Source organism: Pandoraea commovens (assembly GCF_024704525.1).
GTDB classification, from domain to species: domain Bacteria; phylum Pseudomonadota; class Gammaproteobacteria; order Burkholderiales; family Burkholderiaceae; genus Pandoraea; species Pandoraea commovens.
This window is the reverse complement of sequence record NZ_CP102780.1, coordinates 2,728,691-2,754,476: the sequence shown is the minus strand read 5'-3', so window position 1 is coordinate 2,754,476 and position 25,786 is coordinate 2,728,691. Positions and strand designations below refer to the sequence as shown.

Here is a 25,786-nt window from a genome sequence, read left to right as displayed (position 1 = left end):
GCGCATCATGCGTGCCATGGCGTGGCGTGTGCCGCGTCGCGCGCATGATGTGTCCGGCACACGCAGACGTGAATCAGGCGTGAATCAGGCGTGACCGTGCGTTCCCGTCGGACGCAGGGACGGCGCGCCATCGGCCGCCACGCTGTCGAGCGTTGCGACCGGCAGCGCCTCGTCGGGTACGACCAGACTCAGATTCCGGCGACGCAGCGAACGCCAGTCGACCTTGGCGAAAATGTCCTCGCCCAGTGCGCTCGTACTAGAGAGGTTCTCGACGCGCACGCCACGTGCACGCAATACGTTGGCAGCCAGGCGGAACGACGGCTCGATCAACGTTGAGAACTCGGCGTCCAGACGCGTCGGCGCACGGGTTTGCATCGTCTCGTAAAAGCGCGGGGTCGCTGCGGCGTCGCGCAGGTCCAACCCGTGCATGTACATCTCGGTGAAACCCAGCCATGTTGCGACTTGCAGCGCAAAGTACGCGACCGTGCCGCCGTGGAAAAAGCCGTTGTCGATATCGAAGCTGAAACCCAGCCGGCTCTCGTCCCCGAAGAACGCCGCACTGGCCGAGACCTGCGCGTCTGCGCGCAGCGTCTGCGTCGTGCGGGCCGCTTCAAGCCCGCGCTTGAAAATATCGTCGACGAGATAGAAGCGGCAGCCGAAGGCGGACATCGGGAACATGTCCAGCAAGCGGGCAAGCACGACCGGCGTGACGAACAGCACCAGATCGCGCGCCACGATACGGCGCGCCAGATCGGGACGCTGGCGCACGAAGCCGGCGTCGAGAATGCAGTAGTAGTTGAATTTGACCGGTGCGCGCTCGGTCAGCGCAATGGCCCCGTTCACGCCCATCACGTGATGCATCGGCAGCGCGTCGTAGTCGATGTCGGCGACGGAAGGACCGCTGGCGATGATGTGGCAAGGCAGTCGGCGCAGGCGTTGCAGCTCGGCACGACGCGCGAGCGGCACGTTGCGTCCGCGCCAGGTGAATCGTTCGATCGCCCCCATCGCATCTCGCGCAATCTGCGCGTGCGGCCACAGGCGTTCGTTGTGCCGCCACTTCGCCGAATGGCTGAAGCGGTAGGCAAGTTTGAGGAATGTCGAAAGCATTGTCGTTGTTCTGGTTAGGTGTTCTGGTTGCGCCGCGCTCACCTCACAGTGGTACGGTCCTAACCCCGTTCATATCGCGTGTCGATCGATTGCCGAGCACCTGTGAGCCGACTGCAACCCCGCGACTCCCCTGTCTCGCGGTATAGCTCACGATGGCATGGAGACCTGACTCCATCACGTCGATGCGCAAATTCTGCCATTCGAACTTAATGGCGGACAAGATTTATTCCAGTTGGAAATCTTACGTCGGGTTACCTTTGCGCGTCGTTTTCGAACGACGTACTTGACAGCGAAATCCCCTATTTATGAGGGTTTTCGTTGGATTGGATGTGACAAAACAGGGAAGGAAAGGAAATTTGCAGAGAAATAGAGCATTGCGAAAAATGCAGACAATACGCAATGCCATTCGACGATTAATGCGTCGTCCGTAAGCGTCTATGCGGGGAATGTGGAAGGCATTGGCGGGCCACTCGCGCGCTCGCGAATGGCCCGGCTTTCATCGAACCGATCAGTGCAGCGCCGAGCGGTTACCCTGGGAGCGATAGAAAGACTGCTCCAGTTCGCCGAGCAAAGTCGCCAGTTGCGGATCGCGAATAAAGCTTGCGGCCGAGTCGGCGGCGAGGATCGCTTCAGGCGTTTGCGGCCGGGCAATGAGAAAGCCCTGCACGTAGTCGACGCCAAGCTCGGAGAGCGCTTCCAGCGTTGCGGCGTCTTCGACCCACTCCGCCACGCTGCGAATACCGAGGTTCTTGGCGAGCGCCACGATGGCCTCGACAATAGCCAGATTGGCCGGGTGCGCCGCCATGCTCTTGACGAACGCGCCGTCGATCTTGATCGCGTCGACCGCGAGGTCCTTAAGATAGGAAAACGAACTGAAGCCCGCGCCGAAGTCGTCCAGCGCGATGCGCCCGCCCAACTGGTGGATGCGGTCGACGAAGCGTCGCGTGTTGTCGAGATCGTGCAACGCGACCGTCTCGGTGATTTCGATGCACAGCAGTCCCACCGAACGCTCATGCGCGGCCAGCGTCGCAAAGATATCCCGCACGAAATGCTCGTCGTTGAGCGACGCCCCTGAGAGGTTGACGCAAACGAAGCGTGTCTTGGACAACTGATCCCGATGCGCATCGATCCACGCCAACGTATTCGTGAGCACCCATTTGTCGATCATGCCGATCGTGCCGTTCTCTTCGGCAGCACTGATGATGCGCGACGCCGGAACGATATTGCCGTCCGAATCGCGCATGCGTAGCAGCACCTCGAAGTTCAGCGAGTCGCCCGGCGACGCCATCTCCATGATCGGCTGCATTTCCAGGAACAACGTGTTGGGCGTGAGACCAGCGTCGAGCGCGTCGATCAGACGCAACTCCGCCAGACGCTCCCGGAACGCCGCTGCCCCGCGTTCGTAGACGACCAGTTCGCGACGGCTCTTCTTTGCCTCACGGCAGGCCCGGTCGGCGGACGAAATCGCGTCGGGCACACGCATGTCGGTCGTCAGCTCGATGACACCGGCCGACGCGCGTACCTGAAACGCCCGCTCGCCGATCTGATACGGCTCTCCGGCGATAGCGTCCACCAGGCGTCGCGCCACCGCCGCTGCTTCCTTGATGGTGGCGTCGCGGAAGACCACGATGAACTCGTCGCCACCGGTGCGCCCCACGCTCTGTTCCGTCGACAACCGCGCGCGCATCCGGTCGCAGGCCTGACGCAGCACCTCGTCACCCGCGGCATGCCCGAACAGGTCGTTGACGAGTTTGAAGCGATCCAGATCGAGATACGCCAGCGCCGCCGGACGCGAATCCGAGAGCGTGCGGATGGCTTCGCCCAGCGATTTTTCGATGCCACGCCGGTTCGAGACGCCCGTGAGCGGGTCGTTCTCCGCCAGATAACGCAGTTGCTCCATCGTGCGGGCGCGTTCCGTAATGTCCTGCAAAGACCCTTCGATACGTCCGTCGGAGAAAATCGCTTTGACGAGGTAACGGCTGATGCGCCCGTCGTCGCGAGGCAGCGAGAGGATTTCGAGCTCGGACTCGTCGCTGTGCTGAGCAACGTCGAGCAGCATGCGCCATGTGCTCTGACCGAAATACTGGTCCCAGCGGAACGTGCGTCCCTCAGTGTTGGGAATGCCGAGCATGGTGTGCAGCGCCGCGTTGCCCCGGACGAACACCCCCTGATCGTTCAGCGTGAAGAGGCCGACCGGCGTCACGTCGTAGGCGTTGCGCAATTCGGTCTGGGCTTCGAGTTTGCCCTTGTGCTCCAGACGCATCTGCTCCGCAATCGCCAACGCGGCCATCAGGCTCGAGAACAACGCCGCCGTCACGCTGTTGAGCGCCGACGACAACGCGCGCGCATTGAAGGCGGCGGCGATGACCTCGGAGAATGTCGCGAACAGAACGATGGCCAGCGATGCGCTGTACCAGACCGCCACGCGAGAGCGCGTGAGCACCAGAATGCGCACGAGCAGCACCAGCACGATCACGATGCCCAAGGCCGCCACGGCCCACAGCACCGGAATGAAGTGCGCATACGGCAACGCGATGGCGGCGCAGCACAGCACCACGCCGGCCCATTGCAACACCATCACCATCCAGCGCAAGCCGATCAGGCGCAGTTCCTTCTTGAATAGCTGCGTGAACAGCGAATAGGTCAGCACGTAATAGATGGCGAACGTCGCCTTGCGGACCAGTGCGTCCCATTCCATCGGAATGGCGCGCTCCAGCCACTGCGTGTCTGCACCGAGCGAGTTGGCGGCGAGTCGCAGGTTGCCGATCAGCCAGGCGGCGAACAGCACATACAACCATTCCTTGTTGATGATGGCGGTGACGAGCACGAACGCCGAGAGCGTCAGCAGACCGCCTTCGAGCAAACCGTTGCTGCGATGAAATTCCCTCTCGGAGATGCGTAACTCAGGCCCGGGCCAGGCGACGAGCGACAGATGCGCCGGGCCGGAGAACGTGCCCTGGCACAGCAACGTGACCGGCTCGACCAGATGTCCGAGGTCGATCGAGAAGCCCGCCTTCGACACGCGAATCGCGCCGCTGACATCACCCCGGTCGGCGCGGCCGATGGCCGGCGTGTCGGGGCTTCGCCAGCAGGCAAGCGTCTGCGCGTGTCGCGAGGGAAACTCGATGACGGTTCGCTCCTGCCCGCCCACCGGCGGCACCGAGAAGCGGAACCACACGGGCGCTTCGGACAGATGCGTGCTGAATTGCTGGACCAGCGGCGCGCGCTCCAGCGCTCCCTGTGCCATCGGCGGATTGAACGTCGCAGGAAGATCACCCTGCGCCTGAAAGCTCACCGGGGTGGCGCCGCGCACGGCGTACTGACTTTCCTGGAACATGAGCACGATGCCGGAGAGCAGCATGATCGCTGCGGGCACCGCGTAAAGGGAAATGCTGCGAAAGAGTTCGTCGAGCCGGGCCGTGATGCGCCAACGGCGCCGCGTGCCGGTGAGTTCGCTCAACTCATCGGAAAAATCGTTCGTATTACGGCCGTCGTCGCGCTCGTTGCCGAGTTCCCCCGCCATATGACTTTTGTGCCCTTATCTCGTTGGTCGCCCCCGTGTTGATCCCCGGATAAGGCGAGCATCGAAGCCCGCCTCCCCGGCCGGGCCGGCCCTGTCCCGTGCGGCCGCCTTCCGGCCGACACGGGCAGGTGTCTCTCGCCCGTCCTACGCGTTACCGCCGTCGTGCAAAATACTGCCTGTTGCAAACGACGGGATAACGTTATTTCGAATAACGGCATTACACCGCCAGGCTGTAGCCTGCTGCTACGCATCGTACCTCGTCGGCAGCAAAAGATAAATCCCGCAAATGCGCGCCAACACTGGCTTCAACCGGCACTGACCCGTCGTCGCTCCGTACCTCCGCAAGCGCCCCTTCGCCCGGCATGCCGAGACGCAAGTCGGGGTGATGCGTGAGGCACATATAGGCAAACAAAGGGTGACCGGCCGATTGCCAGCGCGTGCGTGCCTGCGCCACATCCAGCGCCAGCACCCGATGCCCGATTCCGCCGACGTGCGCCATCGGGATCAGACCCTGTGACGGGAAGACGTCCGTAAACATCAGCGCTTCGTACTGCCGATGCAGCGGCGGGCGGGCTGTAATCACCATCCAGTCGATGCCCGAGACCAGGCAGTACTGATAGAACGCCTTGAAAAGCGCCGTCTTGACGACGCGTCCCACCGGCCCCGCCACCACGCCAAGACGCGTGGCTTCCGCAAGCGCTGCGCTGTCGAGCCATTCGGGCAACGGTGCGGAATCCTCAAGATGCAAGGCCTGATAACGATTGGTCTGGATCCGCATCGTGCCGAGCACCGCACCGTCGAGCCGGGCGCGCGCCACCAGCACAACGGCGCCCGCCTCCCGGTCGCTGATCTCCGGCTCGCTCAGCGTTGCCGCAAGCTCGGGCAAATGACGGCCATAGGCCGCCTGACGCATTGCAACGGCGTCGCGCAAAGACGATTCGTCGCTCGCGATGGTGACGACAAACGGCAGACGTTCTTCGCGCAGCGCACCAACGCCGGACGTGGCTGACGCCGAGGCCCGGGCAACTGCGGGTGATGACGCAGGACGGAGGTTTCCAGCCGGCCGGTCTGCATGGGAAATCGAGAGGACATCCGAAACTTGTGCAAAGTCAAACATGATTGACACTCCTTAAGGTCAATGAAAGGGCGGGTGCCGTGCACGGGCGTTAGCGCCGGTGCATCGCACAATTCCTTTCTTGACCCGCCGAGGCGAAGTGTCAAGTGCTTATTTTCGTTAGGTTTTTCACAGTTTGACGGCACGGCTACGCCCGCCCGTCGGTTCGTCGTGCCAACCGCCCGGGAACCCCCGTCGCGCCGTATGAAACGCCCAAAACCGCGACGTCCCCGCCCCTTCCTTCCCATCCCTTTGTCACCTATTTGCGACAGTTGCCGTCCGAAGAAAGACTCTGGCAAAATGCTAAACCTGTTTACTAATTTGCCGAACCGACGCGACGTGCAACTGTTCCGTTCAACGCCGGTCCGGTGATCGACCACGACATTCCAAGACATGCCAAAAATCGACTGGTCTTCCCGGTTCGGCACGCTGGTGCACGACACGGCACGGGTCTACTCGCGCCTGTTCGACCGCCGCGCGCGGGGTAATTTCGATCTGACACGCGCCCAATGCCGCGTCCTGGTGATGTTGCACCGCTACGGCGTGCAGACGCAGGCCGAACTCGCCGAGCGCATGGAACTCACGCCGATGGCGCTCGTCCGCCTGCTGGATCGTCTACGGGAAAAGGGGCTGGTGCGCCGCGAACGTGATCCGAAGGACAAACGCGCCCATCTGCTCTATCTGACGGACGCCTCCGAAGCCAAGATCGACACGATCGTCGCCTTCGCGAACGTCACGGAACGTGAGGCGCTGGCCGATCTCACGCCAGCGGAGCGCGCCGAACTGTCCCGACTGCTCGGCAAAGTGCTGGCCAATCTGACGCGCGCCGAGGCGGAATGCCCGGTGCCGGTGCGTCGACGTGAGGAGGCAGATCCGGAGTCAACGGAGTAAAGAACGGAGTAAAGATCGGAGAACACAGCAACAGGAGGAGACGAGCGCCATTCCAGCGCTTAGCGACACATAACAACGTCGGGCGCGACCAGAACGACGATCTACCAGAGGAATTACCGTGGCATCCCCAAAATTGGCTGACGATCCGGGCAAACACCGGGCGCTCGTCAGCGTGTCCGTCATGCTGGCAACGGTGTTGCAGACGCTCGACAGCACCATCGCCAACGTTGCATTGCCCCACATGCAAGGCAGTCTGGCGGCATCGCAGGACTCGATCACGTGGGTTCTGACGTCCTATATCGTGGCCGCCGCCATCGCCACGCCGCTCACCGGCACGCTGTGCGCGCGCTTTGGACGCCGACGCGTCTTCCTGTGGTCGGTCGCAGGCTTCACCATCGCCTCCGCGCTGTGCGGCATGGCGCACTCGCTCACGGAGATTGTGGCAGCGCGTCTGTTCCAGGGTATCTGCGGCGCAGCATTGGTGCCGCTCTCGCAGGCGACCATGCTCGATATCAACCCGCCGAGCAAGCACGGCTCGGCGATGGCCGTCTTCGGGATGGGTGTGATGGTGGGCCCGATTCTCGGACCATCGCTCGGCGGCTGGCTCACCGACAGCTATAACTGGCGCTGGGTGTTCTACATCAACCTGCCCATCGGGCTGATTGCCTTCCTCGGCATCGCCGCTTATCTGAAGGAACCGCCGGAACAGAAAGCGGGCAAGTTCGATGCGCTGGGCTTCGTCACACTGGGTCTTGCCATCGGTCTGCTGCAGCTCCTGCTCGACCGCGGCGAACAGCAGGACTGGCTGAATTCGACGGAAATCTGGCTGGAGATGCTGGGCGCAATCATCTGCTTCGCGTACTTCATCGTCCATACATGGACGGCGGGCGAACATTCGTTCTTCAACCGTGCACTGCTGCGCGACCGGAATTTCAATACGGGCGTCGTCTATATTTTCGTGGTCGGCATCATTCTCTATGCCACGCGGGCCCTACTCCCGCCGATGCTGCAAAGCCTGTTCGGCTACCCCGCGATCCTGACCGGGCTCGTCACGGCACCTTCCGGCGCGGGCACGATGGCCGCCATGCTGATCGTCGGGCGACTGGTCGGCAAGGTCGACGTCCGCTACCTGCTGGGTTTCGGCTTCGCGCTGACCGCCTATTCGCTCCACATGATGGCCGGCTACTCGCTGACGCTGAGTCCGTCGGACATCGTCTGGCCGGGCGTGATTCAGGGCTTTGGGCTGGGTTTCGTGTTCGTGCCGCTGACTACCGTCACGTTCGCCACGCTTCCGGGCCAATTCCGTGCGGACGGTGCCGCAATCTACAGTCTGTCTCGCAACATCGGCAGCAGTATCGGCATTTCGGTCGTGCAGACACTCCTCACGCAGAATACGCAGGTCAACCACGCGGTACTTTCCGAGCGCATTACGCCATTCACACAAGGCGTCGAGACTTACGTGCAGACGTACGGGGCCGCCGCGATGGCCGCGCTCAACGCGGAGGTGACACGTCAGGCGGCGATGATTGCTTACCTCGACGATTTCCGTCTCATGCTGTTCCTGACGATTATCGTCATGCCGCTATTGCTGTTCATCCGCATGAAGAAAAAGGCACCCGGCGAAACCGAAGAGATGGTTCACGTCGCTGCCGACTAAAGCGATATCGGCAATACCGAAGCGCGCGAGTTATCAATAAATCGTTTATAGAGACGACGCGCGCTTCTTTACGGATTTACGTGGTTTCCTGGGTTTTGGCTCAATGCCAATACGTGAATCTCCGGCAAGCACCAATTTCGTCACGCGCTCGACAACCGCCTCGAATTCAATTTCCGATTGCGGGATATAAAGCCATTTCCCCAGAACCGGATGCGGGCGCAACGCCGGCATCTCCTCAATGAGCGACGCATGGTGTTCACGCGACGTGCACACCAGAAGCCCATCCCACGGTGGATCCCGGTCGATCACGGCAACGCATTGCCGCCCGTTCAGATACGCCGCTTCCGCACCGAACATCCGCTTGTGCATGAAGGTGTCGTCACGTTCGAACACGTCGAAAATCCAGAGAAGCGAATTACGAATAGAGGATGGCATACGCTGATCGACTCAATAACCTTTAGAAAATCGAGATAACGGTAACAACTTATTACAACTCACCAAAATACAACGCCGACATTTGTAATTGTCGAGCGGAACACCTAATTTGAACTCACTCGAATTGCGCACGATGAAATAAAAACTCGTCACCCTCAGGAGTGCGATATGACAATCTCGCCACGTGCAGTTGAGTTCGTCCGGCATGCGCCGTGCCAGTCGCCACCCCTGCCTCTGAAGCCCCTCATTATCGCGCTGGCGCTATGCATCACCGCTCAGGCGCGTGCCGCATGCGATAACGTCGCCCCCGCCAGTGGCACAACCGTGACCTGCACGGGCACCGACGGCGTGGTTGCCGCGCAAGCTGGCAGCACAGGCGTCAACGTGAACGTACAGCAAGGGGCCAGCATCAGTTCGGTTCGGACTACCGCCGACGTCGCCACCATCACAGTCGATACATCGAGCACGATCACCAACAGCGGCACCGTCAGCATCACCGGGGCCAACGCTCCTCAGCCCGGGCGCGGCGCTGCCATTCTCGGTGCACACGACAACAATGTGCTGGTCAACACATCGACCGGCATCATTTCGACATCGGGCTACGAAAACGACGGCATGGCCGTCAACGGCAACAATGGTTCGCTGACCAACAACGGGACGATTACCGTCAATGGCCCGAACGCCTACGGCATGACAGCGGCCTGGGGACAATCGTCCGGCCTCGGCCTGAACAGCACCTTCGTCAACACTGGCACGATCACCGCCAATGGCGGCGGCAGCCGCGCGATCAGCGTCGTAGGCGGACAAAGTACCGTGACGAACAGTGGCACGCTTATCACCACGGGCGGCACGGCGTCGAACCGGTCATTCACCGTCTTCATGCAAGGCAACAACAATAACCTCACGAACAGCGGCTACATCGAAGCGCGCGGCGTCAACAGCGACGCCATCGTGTCGAACACCGCATCGGGATTCACGTCGTCCATCGTGAACCAGTCGGGCGGCCAGATCATCAGTCGGCAAGGCTTCGGCGTTCGCACGGTCAATGGCACGATCACGATCACCAACGCAGGCCTCATCGAGAGCGATGTCGGTACCGCCATCGCCATGAACGCGGCGGCGAAATCCAATACCCTCACGCTGCAAACCGGTTCGCAGATTATCGGCACGGCGGATGGTGGCAACAGTGCGGTCAGTCGCGTCAACTTGCAGGGCACGGGTACGGCGAGCAACGCCTTCGTGAACTTCGGCACGCTCAACATGCAGGGCGACAATTGGACGTGGACCGGAAGCGGCAACTTCACGACCGCGCAGTTTCAAAGCGGCGTGTTCAATCTGAACAGCACGCTCGGCGGAGCGACGTCTCAAGTCGCCGCAGGGGCCACACTCGCAGGTACGGGGACGCTCACGGGCAACCTGACCAACGCCGGGACCGTGCACCCGGGCGACGGCAGCGGAAATGGCACGCTGACCGTTACCGGCAACTACACCGGTAGCGGCGGCAAGCTCGCCATCGATACGGTGCTGGGCGACGACGCGTCCAAAGTCGCTCCGCTGACGGTTAGCGGCGGCACCATCGGCGGCAGCACGACGATTGCCGTCAACAATATGGGCGGTGCGGGCGGACTCACAACCGGTAACGGCATTCCGATGGTCAACGCCGTGGGCGGCGCGACGTCGAGCGCCAGTGCGTTCGCCCTCGGCGGCACGGTCAGCCAGGGGGCATACACCTACTACCTGTATCGCGGGGGTACGACCCCCGGCTCGGAAAACAGCTGGTTCCTGCGCTCGACAGTGCCGGTGGCCACCGCCGTGACCTACGTCGACCCGGTCACCGGCCAGACCGTCACCACAGTGCTCTCGCCTGTCGGCGCAGCGGGCAGCCCACCGACGGCCGCCGTAGGTTCGACGCCCATGCCCATCTATCGCGTGGAAGTCCCCGTCTATTCGGCGATGCCGGAAATCGCACGCGTCGCGGGCTTTGCGCAGATGGGCACGTTTCACGAGCGACAGGGGCAACAGGGTTTGCTGACGGAGAACGGTGTACTACCGGCGGGTTGGGCACGCGTCTGGGGACAAACCGAACAGTTCCGCGCCAAGGGCGACGTGTCGCCACAGTTCGACGGCAACATCGGCGGCGTGCAGGTCGGCCACGATCTCTTCTCGCGCAGCACGGACAGCGGGCATCACGACCACATCGGGATCATTGCAGGATGGACGCGTGCCTACGGCGACACGCAGGGCAGCGCACTGGGGTCGATGGACACGCACACCGGATCGCTGGGGCTGGATATGTACAGCGCGGGGCTGTACTGGACCCATGTGATGCCCAACCTCGCCTACGTCGACGCGGTCGTACTCGGCTCTGCGCTCCAATATGAATCGAAGCCCGTGAGCGGAATGAACACAAGCACGCATGGCAAGGCGGTGGCTGCGTCGCTCGAAGCTGGCTGGCCGATTCGGCTGACGCCCGGCCTCATGTTGGAGCCGCAGGCGCAGATCGTCTACCAGCATCAGTCGCTCAACGATCTGACGGACGCCGTCTCGTCGGTGGCGTTCGCCAACACTAATAGCTGGCTTGCGCGCATCGGCGCACGTCTGGAAGGCAATTACGACGGCGCACGCGGATTGCTGCGACCTTACCTTCTGTTCAACCTGCTGCATACGTTCGGCAACGACGGCCGCGCCATCTTCGGCGGCACCACACCGATCGTCAGCAGCGCGAACACCACGGCGGCACAGTTCGGCATCGGCGTCGCCGGACGCTTCAACAAGCACGCGAGCGTGTACGCCACGCTCGCTTACCTCACACAAATCGACGATACCCGCCAGCAGAGCGTGTCGGCAACACTGGGCTTGCGCTGGAGCTGGTAAGCACCGCCGCAGGGGCGAGCGAGCACGTTCGGCAGCACGGGTAACACGCAGTGCTTATCGCTCCGGCACGGCGAACCGGTTCTCAGCCGCCAGCCGCGACGTGCAAAGGTGACGTCGCTACGTCGGGTACCTCTGTACGGTCGACACGCGGATCGACGGCGGGCATGGCCGTCTCCGGTGTGTAGCGCACACAGCGATTGCGTCCGGCAGCCTTGGCCTGATACAACGCACGATCCGCCCGTTGCACGAGCGAGGACAGCTCACCACGTGAGCGTTCGTCGCACGCGATGCCGATACTCACGGTTGCGGCGACCGTCTCGCCCTGCACCATCCGTGCCGAACGCTCGAACGCTTCACGCACGCGCTCTGCGATGGTCTGCGCTTCGTTGCCCCCCACGCCCGGCAGGAACAACGCAAACTCCTCGCCACCGTAGCGTCCGAAGATATCGTCTGCCCGAAGCTGTTGCGACGCCGTGCGGGCGAACAGCAGCAGTACCGTGTCACCGAACGGATGGCCGTACGTGTCATTGATGCGTTTGAAGTGATCCAGATCAAGGAGAAGCAATGCGACGGGGGCACGAGCAGCGCCATGACGTCGCAACTGCTCACGTGCGAGTCGAGTGAACTCAGGGCGGTTGAATGCCTGCGTCAACCCATCGCGCGTCGCCGCGCGGTGCAGCGCAATTTCCGAGCGCTCCTTTCCCAGCGACACCATCAGAAAACTGGCGACGACGATCAGCACGAGCATCTCGGTCGTGGAGACCTGCGGTCCGAACCACGCCAGGAATTGCGAATCGGTCGGACCGAGCCATACGAGCGCGACGGCCCGCGCCGTGTAAAACGATCCATGCAGCACGGCGACGACCGCCAGCACGATGCTGCTCGGCAGCCGCAGCCCCGAAGCCTGCCAGAACTCCCTGGCCGCCATCAGGCTGTAGAGCGCCAGCAATGAGAAGAACAGCACGCCGCCGCTCCAGGCGTCGAGCGGGCGCGCGAACAACCACGTCCCCCAAAGCAGCACTGCCGGGCCGCCAAAGACCGCAACCCACTGGACGCTTCGACCGTAAAAGCGCCGCGCACCGCTCCACACCATGGCGAACGCCAGCGTGGCGACGGCGTTGCCCAGCGGATAGAGCACCGCGAGCTGAGCACTTCGGGAGGCCAACAGATAAAGCACGGGAGAGAACGTCGCGAGCAGGAAAGCCAGACTCCACCATCGTGGCGATTCGGCTTCGTCGCGGCGTAAGGCGTCGAGCATGAACAGGATGCCTGTCGCAATGCTCAACAAGAAGGTCACAAACTGTAGCGTCGGCAGGTCTAACGCCGGCAGCGACAAACCAAGAGCCATGGCTCCGTCCCCCGTACGCACGGCCGACGGGCGGTCATCACCGTCCCGGGCGCATGCGCAGTTTGAAATACGGGGGATAAAACCTGACTGAATGATCAGCGGTTCGTTATTTTGGAGATGGCAAAACGCGGCAGCCGCTTGCGCGCCGTATGCGGCGCACCGTCTGGCCGCCCCGGTCCGGCCATCGGTTTCTCTAAGGAGTGTCCGTCGTCGCTGGCGTGTCTCGCGCTTCCCTGAAGCCCACTCGGTCGTGGGCCCGCTATGTCTTTTGACGCGCGACGCCGGAATTCCCTGAATTCAGCACTGCTCCATGTCCATGCGGCGGGATTCTAGCACGTCAAAATGAGACGGCAAGGGACGCTCAGCCCCACCAGACAACGACGTCTCAACCTTCCTTACACTACCTTTCTCACATTTCCTGACGCCGCCTCGCCGACAATGCGCCTGCCGTCTGAATCACCAGATCGGCAAATCGGCGTTCATCGCGCTCCGCATTCCAACGCACACGCGGCACAGCAATGTTGATCGCGCCGATGGCCCGGCCATCCTGATTGACGACGGCCGCCGCCGTCGAGATGTCGCCCATGAAAAACTCGTCTTCGGTGTGGGCGTACCCCTGCTTGCGGATGCGGGCGAGCCGCTCCTTGATCTTGCGCGGCTGCGACACTGTTGACGGCGTGAACTGGACGAGGTTGGTGCGCGCCAGAATATCGTCGATCTCGGCGTCGTCGAGCGTGGCGAGCATCGCCAGCCCCGGTGCCGTGCAGTACGCGGGCAGACGCGAGCCGACGATGACATTGGCGTTGAACACACTCCGGCTGACGATACGCAACACGAAAACGATGTCCGTATCGAGGCGCACGGTCAGATTGGTCGCCTCCTCCGTCTCCGCCGCCAACTGCTGCAAATAGGGTGCCGCGCGACTGACCAGTTCGTTCGAGACGAGATAGTGATACGTGAAGTCCAGCAGCTTGGGCGAGAGTTCGTACTTCTTGCTCTGCGGATCCTTGAGCAGATAACCCAGTGCCGAGAGCGTGAACGTGAAACGCTGTGCGGCGCTGATGTCGAGGCCGGTCGCCGCCGCAATTTCGGACAGAGACAGATGACGCTTCGAGCCATCGAACGCGGTGAGCACTTTCATCGCTTTTTCGACGGAATTGACATACAGCGTAGACTCCGTCGACGAGGCTGCCGAAGATGTCTCTGCCGCGACGGATGTGACGGCGGTCTTGTCTTTCGCGCGGCTGCGCGGGGTTTTGGTGGTGGCCACAGTCAGATGGGTGTTTTGACGGATTTGGCTGGATTATCGCATAAAAATAGCATTCTATCTTTATGCGATAACTCTAGATCCACGTTCGACCCTCACGCACGTGCTGCCTCATTTCGTTGCGACCCACTCCCACGCGCCTTGTGTGTCTCGCGACAACAAGTGCTTACGGATTCGCTCCGATGGCGTCGTCTCGAACTGCGCGGTCTCGCGATAGTAGCGCGGCCGCTGATAGCTGGCGAGACGCTCCGCCGCCCAGGTCGACAACGCCACCCAGTCGACGGCCGATTCGCGGAACTGCACGTACAGCATGACGTCCTGCTCGCCGATCTCGCTCGCCACGCCAATCGCCGCACACGCCGCCACCGCCGGATGCCGCGCAAATACCCGCTCGATTTCCCATGCCGAAACGTTCTCGCCCCGCACGCGCATGCTGTCGGTGCGACGCCCGATGAAAACCAGACTGCCGTCGGCACTGCGGCGCGCGCTGTCGCCCGTGTAGAGCTTGCCATCGCGCAACGCTTTCGCCGTGGCGTCGGGATTATCGAGATACCCCGGCAAGAACACACCGTCGACATCGCTCGACAGGACAATCTCCCCAGGCTCCCCATCGGCCACCGGCTGGCCCGCGTCATCGAGCAATTCCAGCGTCAACCACGGCAACGCATGGCCGATGGAGCCGGGTTGATCTGCGTCGTTGAGCGTAGCGAAGCTTGAGCACTCGGTCATGCCGTAACACTCGCGCAGCACACAACCCAGACGCTCGCGCGTTGCCTGCCAGGCACTGGCCGAGACACCCGCGCCCCATGCCACACGCAGGGAATTCGTCGCCGGTTGCGCGTCGCGCGGCAACTGCATGAGGATGTCCAGAATGCCACCAAGGTAGTGAAGATGCGTAGCCTGCGACTGCTCGCATTGCTGCCAGAAGCGGCTCGCCGAGAAGCGCTCGACCACGTGCATCTCGACATCCACGAGAAACGGGATCAACAACATTTGCGCGCCGCCAATGTGGCACAACGGCTCCCACAGGAACAAGCGGTCGCCCTCGCCTGCATCGGCCACGCGCAACGCTGCCTCGCTGGCAATACGCATCATGCGATGCGTGAACAAGACCCCCTTGGGCGCCCCAGTCGTCCCCGACGTGTAGATGATGCAAAGCACCGATGCCGGGGTGACGGCTGCCGCAACCGGTGCCTTCCCCGCATGCGCGGCGGCCTGCGCCATGACGTCCGACAGCCAGTAGCGCACCACCTGTGTGCCGTGATGTCCCGGCTGCCCGGCGGCCAGCGCGACGCCAGCGTCGAGTACGTCGGCGAACGACGGTTCTGCGATGAGTAACTTCGGTTTGGCGTGCCCCAGCAGATACTCGATGCCGTCGCCTTTCAGGCGCGTATTGACCGGCACCCACACGAGGCCCGAGAGCATGAGCGCATAGATCAGGGCGACTTGCGCGGCACTGTTGCCCAGCATGACCGCCACGCGATCGCCCGGCACGAGTCCCTGCGCGGCAAACCACGCCTGCATCGCACCGACCCGCGCGGCCATCTGCGCACGGTCGATGGCCTCACCCTCGAACACGACGACCGGCTTCGCTGAAGCCCTCTCAGCCCCCTCAGCCCCCTCGCGCCGATGAAGCCCCGCCATGAGCAGCGGCACGACATCGAGCGAATCGCCCTCGGCCCGCTGCGGGAAGTACTGAAGATAAGGATGCGACGACATGGGTGATGCGTGTGACGATTCCGACGCCGAAGACGTCTGCGCACTCACCGGCGCAACTCGGGCAACGTTAGACATGGACATACGAGAATCCGCGGGTATCAGTAGCTCTTGCGTTTGAAGATGGAAGACAACCAGACGACGAACACCATCAGGAAGACCAGCGACGTGGCGACAGCGGCCAATGTCGGCGTGACAGCCAGTTGGATGTCGTCCCACATCTGCTTGGGCAGCGTGGTGTTGATCCCGCCGGAGACGAAGATGGCAATCGTCAGGTCGTCGAACGACACGATGAAAGCGAACAGGAACGCCGAGCCGAGGCTTGCAGCGAGCAACGGCAGCAGCACGGTGCGCACGCGGGTGAAGGCCGACGCGCCGAGCATCTTGGCCGCGTCGTCGAGTCGCCAGTCGAAGCGCTTGAAGCTCGCCGACAAGGTGACGACCACGTACGGAATTGCCAGCACGGTGTGGCCGATGACAAGCCCCGCATTGGTGCCCGCCAGTTCCCACCGCGCAAACAGATACAGCAGGCCGACGGCGACGACGATGCGCGGCACGATCAGCGGCGCGATGAACACGGCGAACAGCGGCTTGCGCCAGCGCGACGGCAACCGGACGAGCGCCAGACTCGCGCCGAAGCCCAGCACGAGCGCGAGCGCGGCCGTCGCGAAGCCCACGCCCAGCGAGCGCCACAACGCCGCCTGCCAGACGCTCGACTCAAGAAATGCCACGAACCACTTGATGGTGAACAGCTCCGGCGGGAACGACACGAACGATTGCTTCGTGAACGCCAGCGGCACGACGAACGCAATGGGCAGCACCAGCGCGAGCACGACCGCCCACGTATAGGCCTTCAGGCCCAGACCGCCACCCGCCCGCTCGCCGCCTTGCGAGAACGACAGCTTGCCCGCGAGACGTCCGACGGTCATCAGCACAGGCAGCATGCGCCCGCCTGCCCCTGCGCGTCGTTCCGGCGCTTCTCCGGCCAGCGACGACAGGCCGACCACCCGGTCGTACACGAAGAACACGACGATGGAGCACAGCAGCAGGACCGTCGACAGTGCGCCCGCAAACCGCAGGTCGAACAACTCCAGCACCGACGAAATGACCAGTTGTGCCACCATCGACTCACGCGGCGAGCCAAGCAGTGCGGGCACGATAAAGAAGCCAAGACTGGTGATGAAGACAAGCAACCCGGCGGCCGCCGCACCCGGTCCGGACAACGGCAGAAACACGGTGAAGAAGCCCGTCGAGCGATCCGCGCCGAGCGTTTGCGCCGCCTGCACGAGCTGCATATTGATGCCGCGCATGATCGGCAGCATCGTCATGACGGCGAGCGGCAGCATCGCGTGCACCATGCCGATCAGCACGCCCGTCATCGACGGCGCGAGCGTGCCCGCGCTGTCGAGCAGACCGAGGTGCGTGGCGAGCGTCGTGAGCAGGCCCGTCTTCGAGAGCAGCAACATCCAGGCGTACGTCTTGACGAGATAGCTCGTCCAGAACGGCAGCACGATCCACAACAGCCAGCGCTCACGCGAGCGCGCCGACAGGCGGGCCAGCAAATACGCGACCGGATAGCCCAGCAGCACCGACAACGCGGCCGTCAGGAAAGCAATCCAGAAGGTCGAGCCGAGCACCTTGATATAGACGGCCGAGTGCGTCATGCGCGCGAATTGCGCGACGGACAGCACGCCGTCGGCATCGTAAAGGCCGCCTTGCAATATCTCGACGACCGGCACGATGAAGAACACAGCGAGGAACAGCAACGCGGGCAGCGCGGGCAACCACCGGGCCACGTGTTTCGGCCAGGCAATACGGGACCCCGCCTGGGGCAGGCGTTGAACAAGCCACATGGCAAATACTCCTGAAGCGGATGACTCGGGCGAAAGAAGACTCAGCGCGTGAGCAACGTGGCGCGGCCGTGATCCCACGCGAGCCCGACGCGATCGCCCACGCGTGGCGTCAGCTCACGCGGACAGCGCACGGTGAAATGCGCGCGCTCGGCATCGGCGGCAGAGCCGGGTTCACCGCCCTGCCCCAGCGATACGATGGCGCGCGTGTCGGCGCCGAGAAACACGACTTCGCGAATCGTCCCGGCAAGCGCACCGTCTTCCGGCGTCGTCAGCCGTGCCGCCTCGGGGCGCACGAGCAGGCTCGCCGCACCGGCCGCAGGCAGATCGGGGCTCGGACCGATGGGCACCAGACGCTCACCCACGCGCAGTGCGACGCGCCCGTCCGCCAGTCGCTCCACCACGCCATCGAGCAGATTCGAATGCCCGAGGAAGTCGGCGGCAAAGCGCGTAGCCGGACGGTCGTACAACTGCGCCGGCGTACCGATCTGTTCGATGCGCGCCTGATTCATCAGACAGATACGGTCGGACAGCGTCAGTGCCTCATCCTGATCGTGCGTCACATAGATGAACGTTGCGCCCAGCTCCTGATGCAGACGCCGGATTTCCAGTTGCATGTGCTCGCGCAACTTCTTGTCGAGCGCGCCAAGCGGTTCGTCGAGCAGAATGATCGACGGACGAAACGCGAAGCAGCGCGCCAGCGCGATACGTTGCTGCTGACCGCCCGACAACTCCGAAGGCAGACGTTGCGCAAACGCCTGCATCTTCACCATGGCGAGCGCCGAGTCGACGGCCGGTCCCAGCTCGGCGCGCGGCAGCTTGCGCATGCGCAAGCCATACGCCACGTTCTCCCAGACAGTCATGTGCGGAAAGAGCGCATAGCTCTGGAACACCATCCCGATGCCACGTTTGCCCGGTGCGTCGTGCGTGGCGTCGCGCCCGTCGATGAGCAACTGGCCCGCACTGGGCTCGACCAGCCCCGAGATCATTTGCAGCAGCGTGGTCTTGCCCGAGCCAGACGGCCCGAGCAACGTGAGAAATTCCCCTGCCGCGACGCGCAGATCCGTCGGCAGAAGCGCGGGCGTCTCGCGGTACGTCTTGGCAAGACCGATGGTTTCCAGTTTGGTACTCATATTCGTGCTCATCCTGCTCCGGTATTCACAACACTTGCATCGACGCTTACGACAACAGCCACGCGTTGAAACGCTCAGTGGCCTTCGTACGGTTCTCGGCCCACCACTGTGGGCTCGGCAAACGCATGCCCTTGAGGTTGGCGGGTGCGGTCGGCAGCAGCGGCGCGCGCTCCTTGGGAATGCCGTCGAATGCCTTGAGGTTGGTCGGACCATAGGCGAGGTCTTGCGTGATGAGCGCCTGTCGGGCCGGATCGCCGCAGAAGCGCACGAACTGCTTCGCGAACTCGGCGCGCGGCGTGCCCTTCGGAATCCCCCACCCTTCGATGGAATACAACCCCTGATTCCAGACGATCTTCACCGGCGCCTTGTTGTCGATGGCCGCCTGCGCGCGCCCGTTCCACGTCGACATCATGTCGACGTCGCCGCTCTGGATCGCCTGCATCGCCTGCGCCCCCGACGTCCACCAGAGGTTGATGTGCGGCTTGATCTTGTCGAGCGACTTGAAGGCGCGGTCGAGATCGAGCGGATACAGCTTGTCGATGGGCACGCCGTCGGCCATGAGCGCCTGTTCCAGCGTGTCGAGCGGGCTGCGGCGCAGCGAACGGCGGCCCGGGAAACGCTTCACGTCCCAGAAGTCGGCCCACGTCTGCGGCGCTTCCTTCTGGAACTTGTCGGTGCGATACGCCAGCACGGTCGAGTAGACGTCGACACCCAACCAGTCGGCCGTCACGGCCTCGGGCATGATGCCGGGGAAGTCGGCAGCCTTCATGCCGACCGGCTCGAGAAAGCCCTTCGATTCGAGATACGGAATGTCCGCCGACAGCGTGAGCGTAGTGACGTCCCACACGAAGTTCTTCGTCTGCACCATCGCCGCGAACTGCGCCACCGGCTGTGAATCGCGCGCCACGCTCACGACCTTGATGCCTGTCGCCTTCTCGAACGGGTCGTAGAACGCCCGGCGATAAGCGACGGTGTACGGGCCGCCCGGATCGGAGACGATCAATTGCTTGGCCTGAGCGAACGCCGAGTGCGACGCGAGCATCGGCACCGAGCCAGCCAAAGCGGTGACACCGGCCATTTGAAGCAAACGGCGGCGGGACGGATTTTGCGGGTCGTGCGAGTGAGACATAAGGAACTCCGCTTGTGCGATGGACAGACGCAACACGCCTGCCCTGTGTGGGTTGCCGCCCGTCGCGCCGTTGTGACTGGGTGAGCGCAGGCAGCGACGGGGGGTAACGCTTCGGTCGATGGCGATCTCTTACGGATCGGCCGGGTGTGGCAGCGTCAGGCTTTTGCCGTTTCCGCCTTCGCGGCGCGCTTGGCAAAGAACGCGGCCATCATGCGCGCCGGTTCACCCGACTCGTACGACTCGCGCTGAATGCGCATGCCTGCTTCGATAGCGTCCTGGAAGGTGCCTTCGGTCATCTCGCGAAAGCGCTGCTTATCCAGACGCATCGCCACCGGCGGCTTCTCGGCGAGTTCCGTCGCGATTTCCAGCGCTTTGTCGAACACCTTGTCTTCCGGCACGAGGTGATGGATCAGGCCAAGACGATGGCTCTCGTCCGCGTCCATCAGACGGCCGGTGAGCGTCAACTCGATCGTGCGCGACAGCCCCAGCATGTGATTCATGATCCACGGACCGGTCGTGCTCGCGATACCGGCGTTGATCTCCGGTTGTCCCATGCGCACGCCCGGATGGCCGACGCGAATGTCGCCCAGCAGCGACACCTGGAAGGCCGAACCTGCGGCCGTGCCGTTCAACGCCATGACCAGCGGCTTCTTCAGACTACGGATCACGTCGTAGTAATGCTCCCAGCCCTTGATCCACTCGATAGCCGTGTCGCCGTCGAAATGCTTGGCTTCGGCCAGATCCTGTCCGGCGGAGAACGCGCGACCGGCACCCGTCATGATTACGGCCGCCACGTTGTCGTCGGCATTGAAACGCTGGAGCGCGTCGATGATCAGTTCGCGCATGGCGATGGTCCAGGCGTTGAGCGCCTGCGGACGATTCAAGGTGATTACCGCCACCTTGCCAACCTGCGTGAAGAGAACTTCCTGCTCCGTTTGCTTTGCTGTCTCGCTCATTTGAACTCCAAGGGCACCGACGCGTGGACATCACGCGTGCATTGAGATGGCGACAATGCGATCAACGCATTTCTCGCTAAACAGTTATCTCAGTGCAATAACTGTTATCTGAAAGCAATATAGTTATTCCAAAAAAATGGCGCAAGCGGAATCGTTACAGGGTTTACCTCAGGCGGTTGCACCTTGGGGATCGACGGCGGAACTCGATACGGAATCGTCGAGCGTCGACGGGAAGTGGCGCACGCCTGCGCAGCGCCATCTGACGAGGGCGCTCAGGCGATGTCCATTGAGGGATCGGGGAGAAAAACGCAGTGATCGGCCCGGCAAGGGCCGACCGGCTTTGAGCGGCTGGAGGTCAGCCGGGGTGAAGGTCGCCCACGGGCGACCCTAACTACGGTTAATCGCCTTGCACCCGCGACTTTTGTTTGCGGAGACGGCGAATGGCTTGCAGTTGCGCCACGGCTTCGGCCAGTTCGGCCTGCGCCTTGGCGTAATCGATGTCGCCGGTCTGTTGCTCCAGCAATGCGGCCGCCGCTTCGCGGGCACGCTCGGCGCGCGCCTGATCGAGACTGTCGGCACGCATGGCCGTGTCGGCGAGCACCGTCACCCGGTCGGGCTGGATCTCGACGAAGCCGCCAGCGATGTACAGGAATGTCTCGGTACCGTCGACGCCTTCGACGCGCACCGTTCCCGGACGCACGCCCGAGAGCAGCGGCGTGTGCCCCGGCAACACCCCCAACTCACCTGCCGAGCCGGGAATTTCCACGAAGCGCGCCTCGCCCGAGAAAATCGCGCGCTCGGTACTGACCACGTCTACCTTGAGTAATGCCATGTATTTCACTTCTCCCTGCGGCACGACGGCGCTCGTTTGCGGCGATACGGTCGTCGGGCCGTGTCCTTCTTAAGGTCTGGTGAACTCGGACGCATATACCTTTGCGCGCGCCGAGTCCGCCATGAACATCACAACGTTCGTGGCGTCGCGACACCGAGATCCGTCGACATCTTCAGTAGCGACTCCCAAATCGGTGTCGTGAGGTCGATGTGATCATGGTGCTTCTTGCGGTTGTCGGCCTCATATTCGCCGGGATACTGCACGCGGTCGAAGCCAGGCTGCGGCGGGCATGACGTCAGATAGTCGATGAACGCCTCCACCTCGTGCGAGCGCCACGTCGCGGCGAAGTCGACCTGCGGATTGAGGACGATGGCGAACATGTTGTTCGTCGCCACACCCGCACGCGGGTGTTCCGGCTGTATCGTGCCGCCTCCCGAGAGCACGCCCGCCAGCAACTCCGTCACGATGCCCAGCGCGTAGCCTTTGTGACCACCGAACGGCAGCAACGCACCGAACGGCTCGGTGAAGAGCGCGTTCGGATCGGTCGACGGATTACCGTAACCGTCGATCAACGAGCCCGGCGGCGCCTGTTTGCCTTCGGCCGCGAGCACACGTGCCTTGTTGATGGCGATGGCGCTCGTCGCCATGTCCACCACCAGCGGCGGGCGGTTGTTCGGCAACGGCCCCGCAAAGCACAACGGATTGGTCGTCAGGCGCGGCTCGCTGCCGCCAAACGGTGCAACCATCGGCTGACGGTTCGTCACATTCGTGAACGCCATGAACACCAGCCCTTGATGCGCCGCCATCTCGCCATACTGGCCCATGCGGCCCAGATGGTGGCTGTTGCGCAGCGTCAGAATCGCCACGCCCTTGTCGAAGGCGCGTGCAATCGCATGCTCCACCACGAACTTGCCGACGTGCTGACCAAAGCCGCGATTGCCCTCGAACAACAACAGATTGCCGTGATCGGTGAGCACGCTCGGACGTCCGCTCGGATTGACCTGTCCGTCCTCAAGCACTTTGCGATAGGTCGGCAGAATCGACAGGCCGTGACTCGCATAACCCACGCGGTCCGATTCCACGAGATGCTCGGCGACGTCGAGCGCGATGTCGTCGGGCACGCCCTGCGCGAGCAGCAGTTGTTTGCCGAAGTCGACGGCGTCTTTCAGAGGGATTCGCATAGTCACTCCTTGTTCATCGAACGCAGCAGGCGCGCATTACAACCAGCCCAGCCAGCGCCAGTACGTCGCGGCGAACACCAGCAGCAAGGCGTAACCCACGACCGTGACGATGATCCCCACCTTGGCGAATTGTTTGGCGGTGAACGTGTCGGTGCCCAGACACACCATGTTCTGCGGTGCGTTAATCGGCAGGATGAAACCGAAGCTGACCGTGAAGCCGAGCAACATGGTCATGCCCAGCCGGTTGAAGTCACCCGGCAAGGTTTGCAGCACGGCAATCAGAATCGGCAGCATGGCCGAGGTCAGCGCCGTGGCGCTCGCGAAACCCAGGTGAATGAGAATGAGGAATGCGGCCAGTATCGCGAAAATCGACAACGTCGGCAGCGAATCGAGGCCCGTTGCGGCGACCACGTGATTGCCCAGCCACTGCCCTGCCTGCGTCGTGAGCAATGCGGTACCAAGACTGATACCGACCCCGAACACGATCACGGTGCCCCAGGGAATACGCGACTGCACGTCCTTCCAGGTCATCACGCCAAAGCGCGGCAGCATCAGCACGACCAGACCGACGTAGGTGACCGAGGTCGTATCGAAGCGGTGCAGCTTGCCCTCCGTCGCCCAGAACAGCAGCAGTCCGATCGACACGGCGAGCAAACGCTTTTGCGAACTCGTCATCGGCCCCATTTCGCGCAGTTGCGCTTCCACGGCTTCTTTGCCACCGGCAATGGCGTCGGCCTCGGGCGGCATCAGCTTGAGTACGAGCACCACGAGCACCACCGACATGATGATCGCCCACGGTGCGCCAGCGACAAGCCACTCAGCCCACGTAATGCGGTCGCCGAGCATCTTGTCCATGAAGCCCACGGTCAGGAGGTTCTGTGCAGCCGCCGTCTGAATACCGACGTTCCAGATACTGGTCGCTTGCGCCACGATGATCATGATGCCTGCGGCAATGTTCGAGCGCTTATCGACACCGAACGCGGCAATCACCCCCATCATGATTGGCACCACACAGGCACTGCGGGCGGTGGCGCTGGGCACGACAAGCGAGAGCAGGATGGTCACAGCAACGGCGCCGATCATCACGCGGCGCGTGCTGGTCCCGATCTTGGAGAGGGTCACGAGGGCGATGCGGCGGTCGAGCCCGGTGAGGGTCATCGCCGCAGCGATGAAGAGCGCACCGGCCACCAGCGCGAGGGCCGAGTTGGAGAACCCGGCAAGCGCCATACTGATAGCGCGCGACGTGCCGTACTCGACACTCGGGTCCTGCACCGTGGGCGCGGTGCCCACGAGAAACGCCATCAGCGAAGTGATGATGATGGCGCTGGCCTCGTACGAGACGGCCTCGGTAATCCACACCACCACGGCAAAGGCGAGAATGGCCAGCATGCGATGGCCTGCGACCGGCAGATCGTCGGGCATCGGGATAAAGAGCACGGCAATCATCACGATCACACCGGCAATCAGCCCGATGGGTATTGCTTTCTTCTGGGGAGGGCTTTGCACAGAAATGTCAGGCGTGCTCATAAGGGGGCTCCAGAGCGGAATGGCATGCCGGCAGTCGGCATGTCTTGAGGAAATGCCACGCTTGAACTGCGGGTCAATCCTACCTGCATTGAACTTGGCGAGGCAAGCGCGGGGCGTAGGCGTGCACCGTTGTCCGCAGGCCCCAACGTAACGTGGGGCAAGACGGGCGCGGCATAGGCAAGCGTGGCGGGGAATGGGCTAAGTCCGGCAGTCCCGCGTGCTTTCAGACGCACAGGACAGCGATCAACGCGGCGGTGAATGCGGCAGGCGAGGCATTCGGGGTGTACCAGACCCTCAGAGGTCCGGAAGCCCCGGTCGACGGAAATGCATCGCAAATGAAACGACGACGCAATCGACGCAGGCGGTACGGACGATACGGTTCGCCGTGAGGTGCGCGCGGCTAAAAATGCAGTCCGAAGTATTCCGGTGCACCAGCGAACAGTTGGGTATTGAGGACGGGATTGGTCAACGCGCGATGCCAGAGCGTCTGATACAGCCCTGTGAGTCCGGCGCGCGGTCCGGTCACCATACCGTCCGCGCCCGACGTCAGCCCGGCATTGCCGAGCGTTCCGCTTAACGTGCGACCGCTGACGATGACCGGGTCTGCCGCCCATGCTCCCGCGTCCGCGAACACGTCGTGCCACGGCGCGGGCGCCGCCCCCACGAGTGCAGCTGGCGGCGAACCCGGCGGCGTATGGGACGGCCCCCGGGCCGACGCCCGGGCCGCACGCTTCGAACGTGCGGCCCGTGTCGGCCGGGCGCCAGACTTGGCTTGCGCCGTTGCGGTCTTCGTCGCCGCCTGCGCACCGGTGGAGTTCACGGTATGCGGCGGATTGGCGGCATGTGCCGATGCCACCATCCAGAAGCAACACAACAACGCCAGCGCCGAGATGGCGCCCATCAGGCGGGTAAGCGACTTCGTCATGACGTCCTCTTGTATCGGCGGTGATCCCCGCCTGTCTTGAGAGAGTCAGAGCAAATTTCGGACCATGAGAGACAACTATATGATTCTTATGCACTTCTTATTTCACCATTCGCAGACGTCCGAAGAATTCCCGAGATTTGTTTCACTTCAGAAACATCCGGCAGCCGCGATTGATCATCGACGATACGTTTTCACCCCCGTGTCGGCGGGTGTCTGCGCTCGCCGGTGAAGCATTAATCGACTTTCGACGCTTCGATTGTCGTCCCGCGTTTCGTCTGACGCATTGACGTGGATCAACGAAAGCGCACGACCGTGCGAAAA

The 25,786-nt window shown here is 62.8% G+C and carries 18 protein-coding genes; 3 read left to right on the top strand and 15 right to left on the bottom strand.

The window, feature by feature from the left end:
- Positions 1 to 84: 84 nt before the first annotated feature.
- The 3 genes from NTU39_RS12725 to NTU39_RS12715 form a co-directional block, all read right to left on the bottom strand.
- A complete protein-coding gene (locus NTU39_RS12725) occupies positions 85 to 1,107 on the bottom strand; it encodes a WaaZ-like lipopolysaccharide core biosynthesis protein (RefSeq protein ID WP_150662490.1) in 1,023 nt (340 codons plus the stop codon).
- A gap of 508 nt (positions 1,108 to 1,615) precedes the next feature.
- Positions 1,616 to 4,630, bottom strand: a complete 3,015-nt coding sequence (locus tag NTU39_RS12720) for a putative bifunctional diguanylate cyclase/phosphodiesterase (RefSeq protein WP_257959942.1) — start codon at positions 4,628 to 4,630, stop codon at positions 1,616 to 1,618.
- A gap of 217 nt (positions 4,631 to 4,847) precedes the next feature.
- The gene (locus tag NTU39_RS12715) at positions 4,848 to 5,747 is read right to left on the bottom strand and encodes a hypothetical protein (protein WP_257959941.1); all 900 of its coding nucleotides are present in this window, start codon (positions 5,745 to 5,747) and stop codon (positions 4,848 to 4,850) included.
- A 390-nt stretch (positions 5,748 to 6,137) separates the two neighbouring features.
- On the opposite strand from NTU39_RS12715, the gene NTU39_RS12710 reads away from it, so the two are divergent.
- The gene (locus NTU39_RS12710) at positions 6,138 to 6,635 is read left to right on the top strand and encodes a MarR family winged helix-turn-helix transcriptional regulator (RefSeq protein ID WP_257959940.1); all 498 of its coding nucleotides are present in this window, start codon (positions 6,138 to 6,140) and stop codon (positions 6,633 to 6,635) included.
- Positions 6,636 to 6,816: 181 nt separating this feature from the next.
- A complete protein-coding gene (locus NTU39_RS12705; protein ID WP_233326692.1) occupies positions 6,817 to 8,292 on the top strand; it encodes an MDR family MFS transporter in 1,476 nt (491 codons plus the stop codon).
- Positions 8,293 to 8,337: 45 nt separating this feature from the next.
- Here the strand turns inward: NTU39_RS12705 and NTU39_RS12700 are convergent, their stop codons facing one another.
- Positions 8,338 to 8,727, bottom strand: a complete 390-nt coding sequence (locus NTU39_RS12700; RefSeq protein WP_150662486.1) for a hypothetical protein — start codon at positions 8,725 to 8,727, stop codon at positions 8,338 to 8,340.
- Between the two features lie 168 nt (positions 8,728 to 8,895).
- Here NTU39_RS12700 and NTU39_RS12695 point away from each other — a divergent pair, with 168 nt between their 5' ends.
- Positions 8,896 to 11,601, top strand: a complete 2,706-nt coding sequence (locus NTU39_RS12695; RefSeq protein ID WP_150662485.1) for an autotransporter family protein — start codon at positions 8,896 to 8,898, stop codon at positions 11,599 to 11,601.
- An 82-nt stretch (positions 11,602 to 11,683) separates the two neighbouring features.
- Here the strand turns inward: NTU39_RS12695 and NTU39_RS12690 are convergent, their stop codons facing one another.
- From NTU39_RS12690 to NTU39_RS12640, 11 genes are all read right to left on the bottom strand, one after another.
- Entirely contained in the window at positions 11,684 to 12,949 is a 1,266-nt protein-coding gene (locus NTU39_RS12690; protein ID WP_257959939.1) for a GGDEF domain-containing protein, read from the bottom strand.
- 409 nt (positions 12,950 to 13,358) lie between these two features.
- Positions 13,359 to 14,090, bottom strand: a complete 732-nt coding sequence (locus NTU39_RS12685) for an IclR family transcriptional regulator (RefSeq protein WP_150662483.1) — start codon at positions 14,088 to 14,090, stop codon at positions 13,359 to 13,361.
- A gap of 237 nt (positions 14,091 to 14,327) precedes the next feature.
- Complete coding sequence (locus NTU39_RS12680; protein ID WP_257959938.1) at positions 14,328 to 15,935, bottom strand: AMP-binding protein; 1,608 nt, start codon at positions 15,933 to 15,935, stop codon at positions 14,328 to 14,330.
- Positions 15,936 to 16,033: 98 nt separating this feature from the next.
- Positions 16,034 to 17,785 carry an ABC transporter permease subunit gene (locus NTU39_RS12675; RefSeq protein ID WP_150662482.1) on the bottom strand — a complete coding sequence of 584 codons (1,752 nt, stop codon included), beginning with the start codon at positions 17,783 to 17,785 and terminating at the stop codon, positions 16,034 to 16,036.
- 41 nt (positions 17,786 to 17,826) lie between these two features.
- Positions 17,827 to 18,915, bottom strand: a complete 1,089-nt coding sequence (locus tag NTU39_RS12670) for an ABC transporter ATP-binding protein (protein ID WP_150662481.1) — start codon at positions 18,913 to 18,915, stop codon at positions 17,827 to 17,829.
- A 46-nt stretch (positions 18,916 to 18,961) separates the two neighbouring features.
- Positions 18,962 to 20,044, bottom strand: a complete 1,083-nt coding sequence (locus tag NTU39_RS12665; RefSeq protein WP_150662480.1) for an ABC transporter substrate-binding protein — start codon at positions 20,042 to 20,044, stop codon at positions 18,962 to 18,964.
- Between the two features lie 155 nt (positions 20,045 to 20,199).
- A complete protein-coding gene (locus NTU39_RS12660; protein ID WP_039398566.1) occupies positions 20,200 to 21,000 on the bottom strand; it encodes an enoyl-CoA hydratase/isomerase family protein in 801 nt (266 codons plus the stop codon).
- 397 nt (positions 21,001 to 21,397) lie between these two features.
- The gene (locus tag NTU39_RS12655; protein ID WP_150662479.1) at positions 21,398 to 21,832 is read right to left on the bottom strand and encodes a F0F1 ATP synthase subunit epsilon; all 435 of its coding nucleotides are present in this window, start codon (positions 21,830 to 21,832) and stop codon (positions 21,398 to 21,400) included.
- Positions 21,833 to 21,960: 128 nt separating this feature from the next.
- On the bottom strand, positions 21,961 to 23,013 hold the full coding sequence (locus NTU39_RS12650; protein ID WP_150662478.1) for an Ldh family oxidoreductase: 1,053 nt from the start codon (positions 23,011 to 23,013) through the stop codon (positions 21,961 to 21,963).
- A 36-nt stretch (positions 23,014 to 23,049) separates the two neighbouring features.
- Positions 23,050 to 24,540 (bottom strand): DASS family sodium-coupled anion symporter, encoded by a 1,491-nt coding sequence (locus NTU39_RS12645; RefSeq protein WP_150662477.1) that lies wholly within the window; start codon positions 24,538 to 24,540, stop codon positions 23,050 to 23,052.
- A gap of 400 nt (positions 24,541 to 24,940) precedes the next feature.
- On the bottom strand, positions 24,941 to 25,465 hold the full coding sequence (locus NTU39_RS12640) for a hypothetical protein (protein ID WP_150662476.1): 525 nt from the start codon (positions 25,463 to 25,465) through the stop codon (positions 24,941 to 24,943).
- Positions 25,466 to 25,786 lie beyond the last annotated feature (321 nt).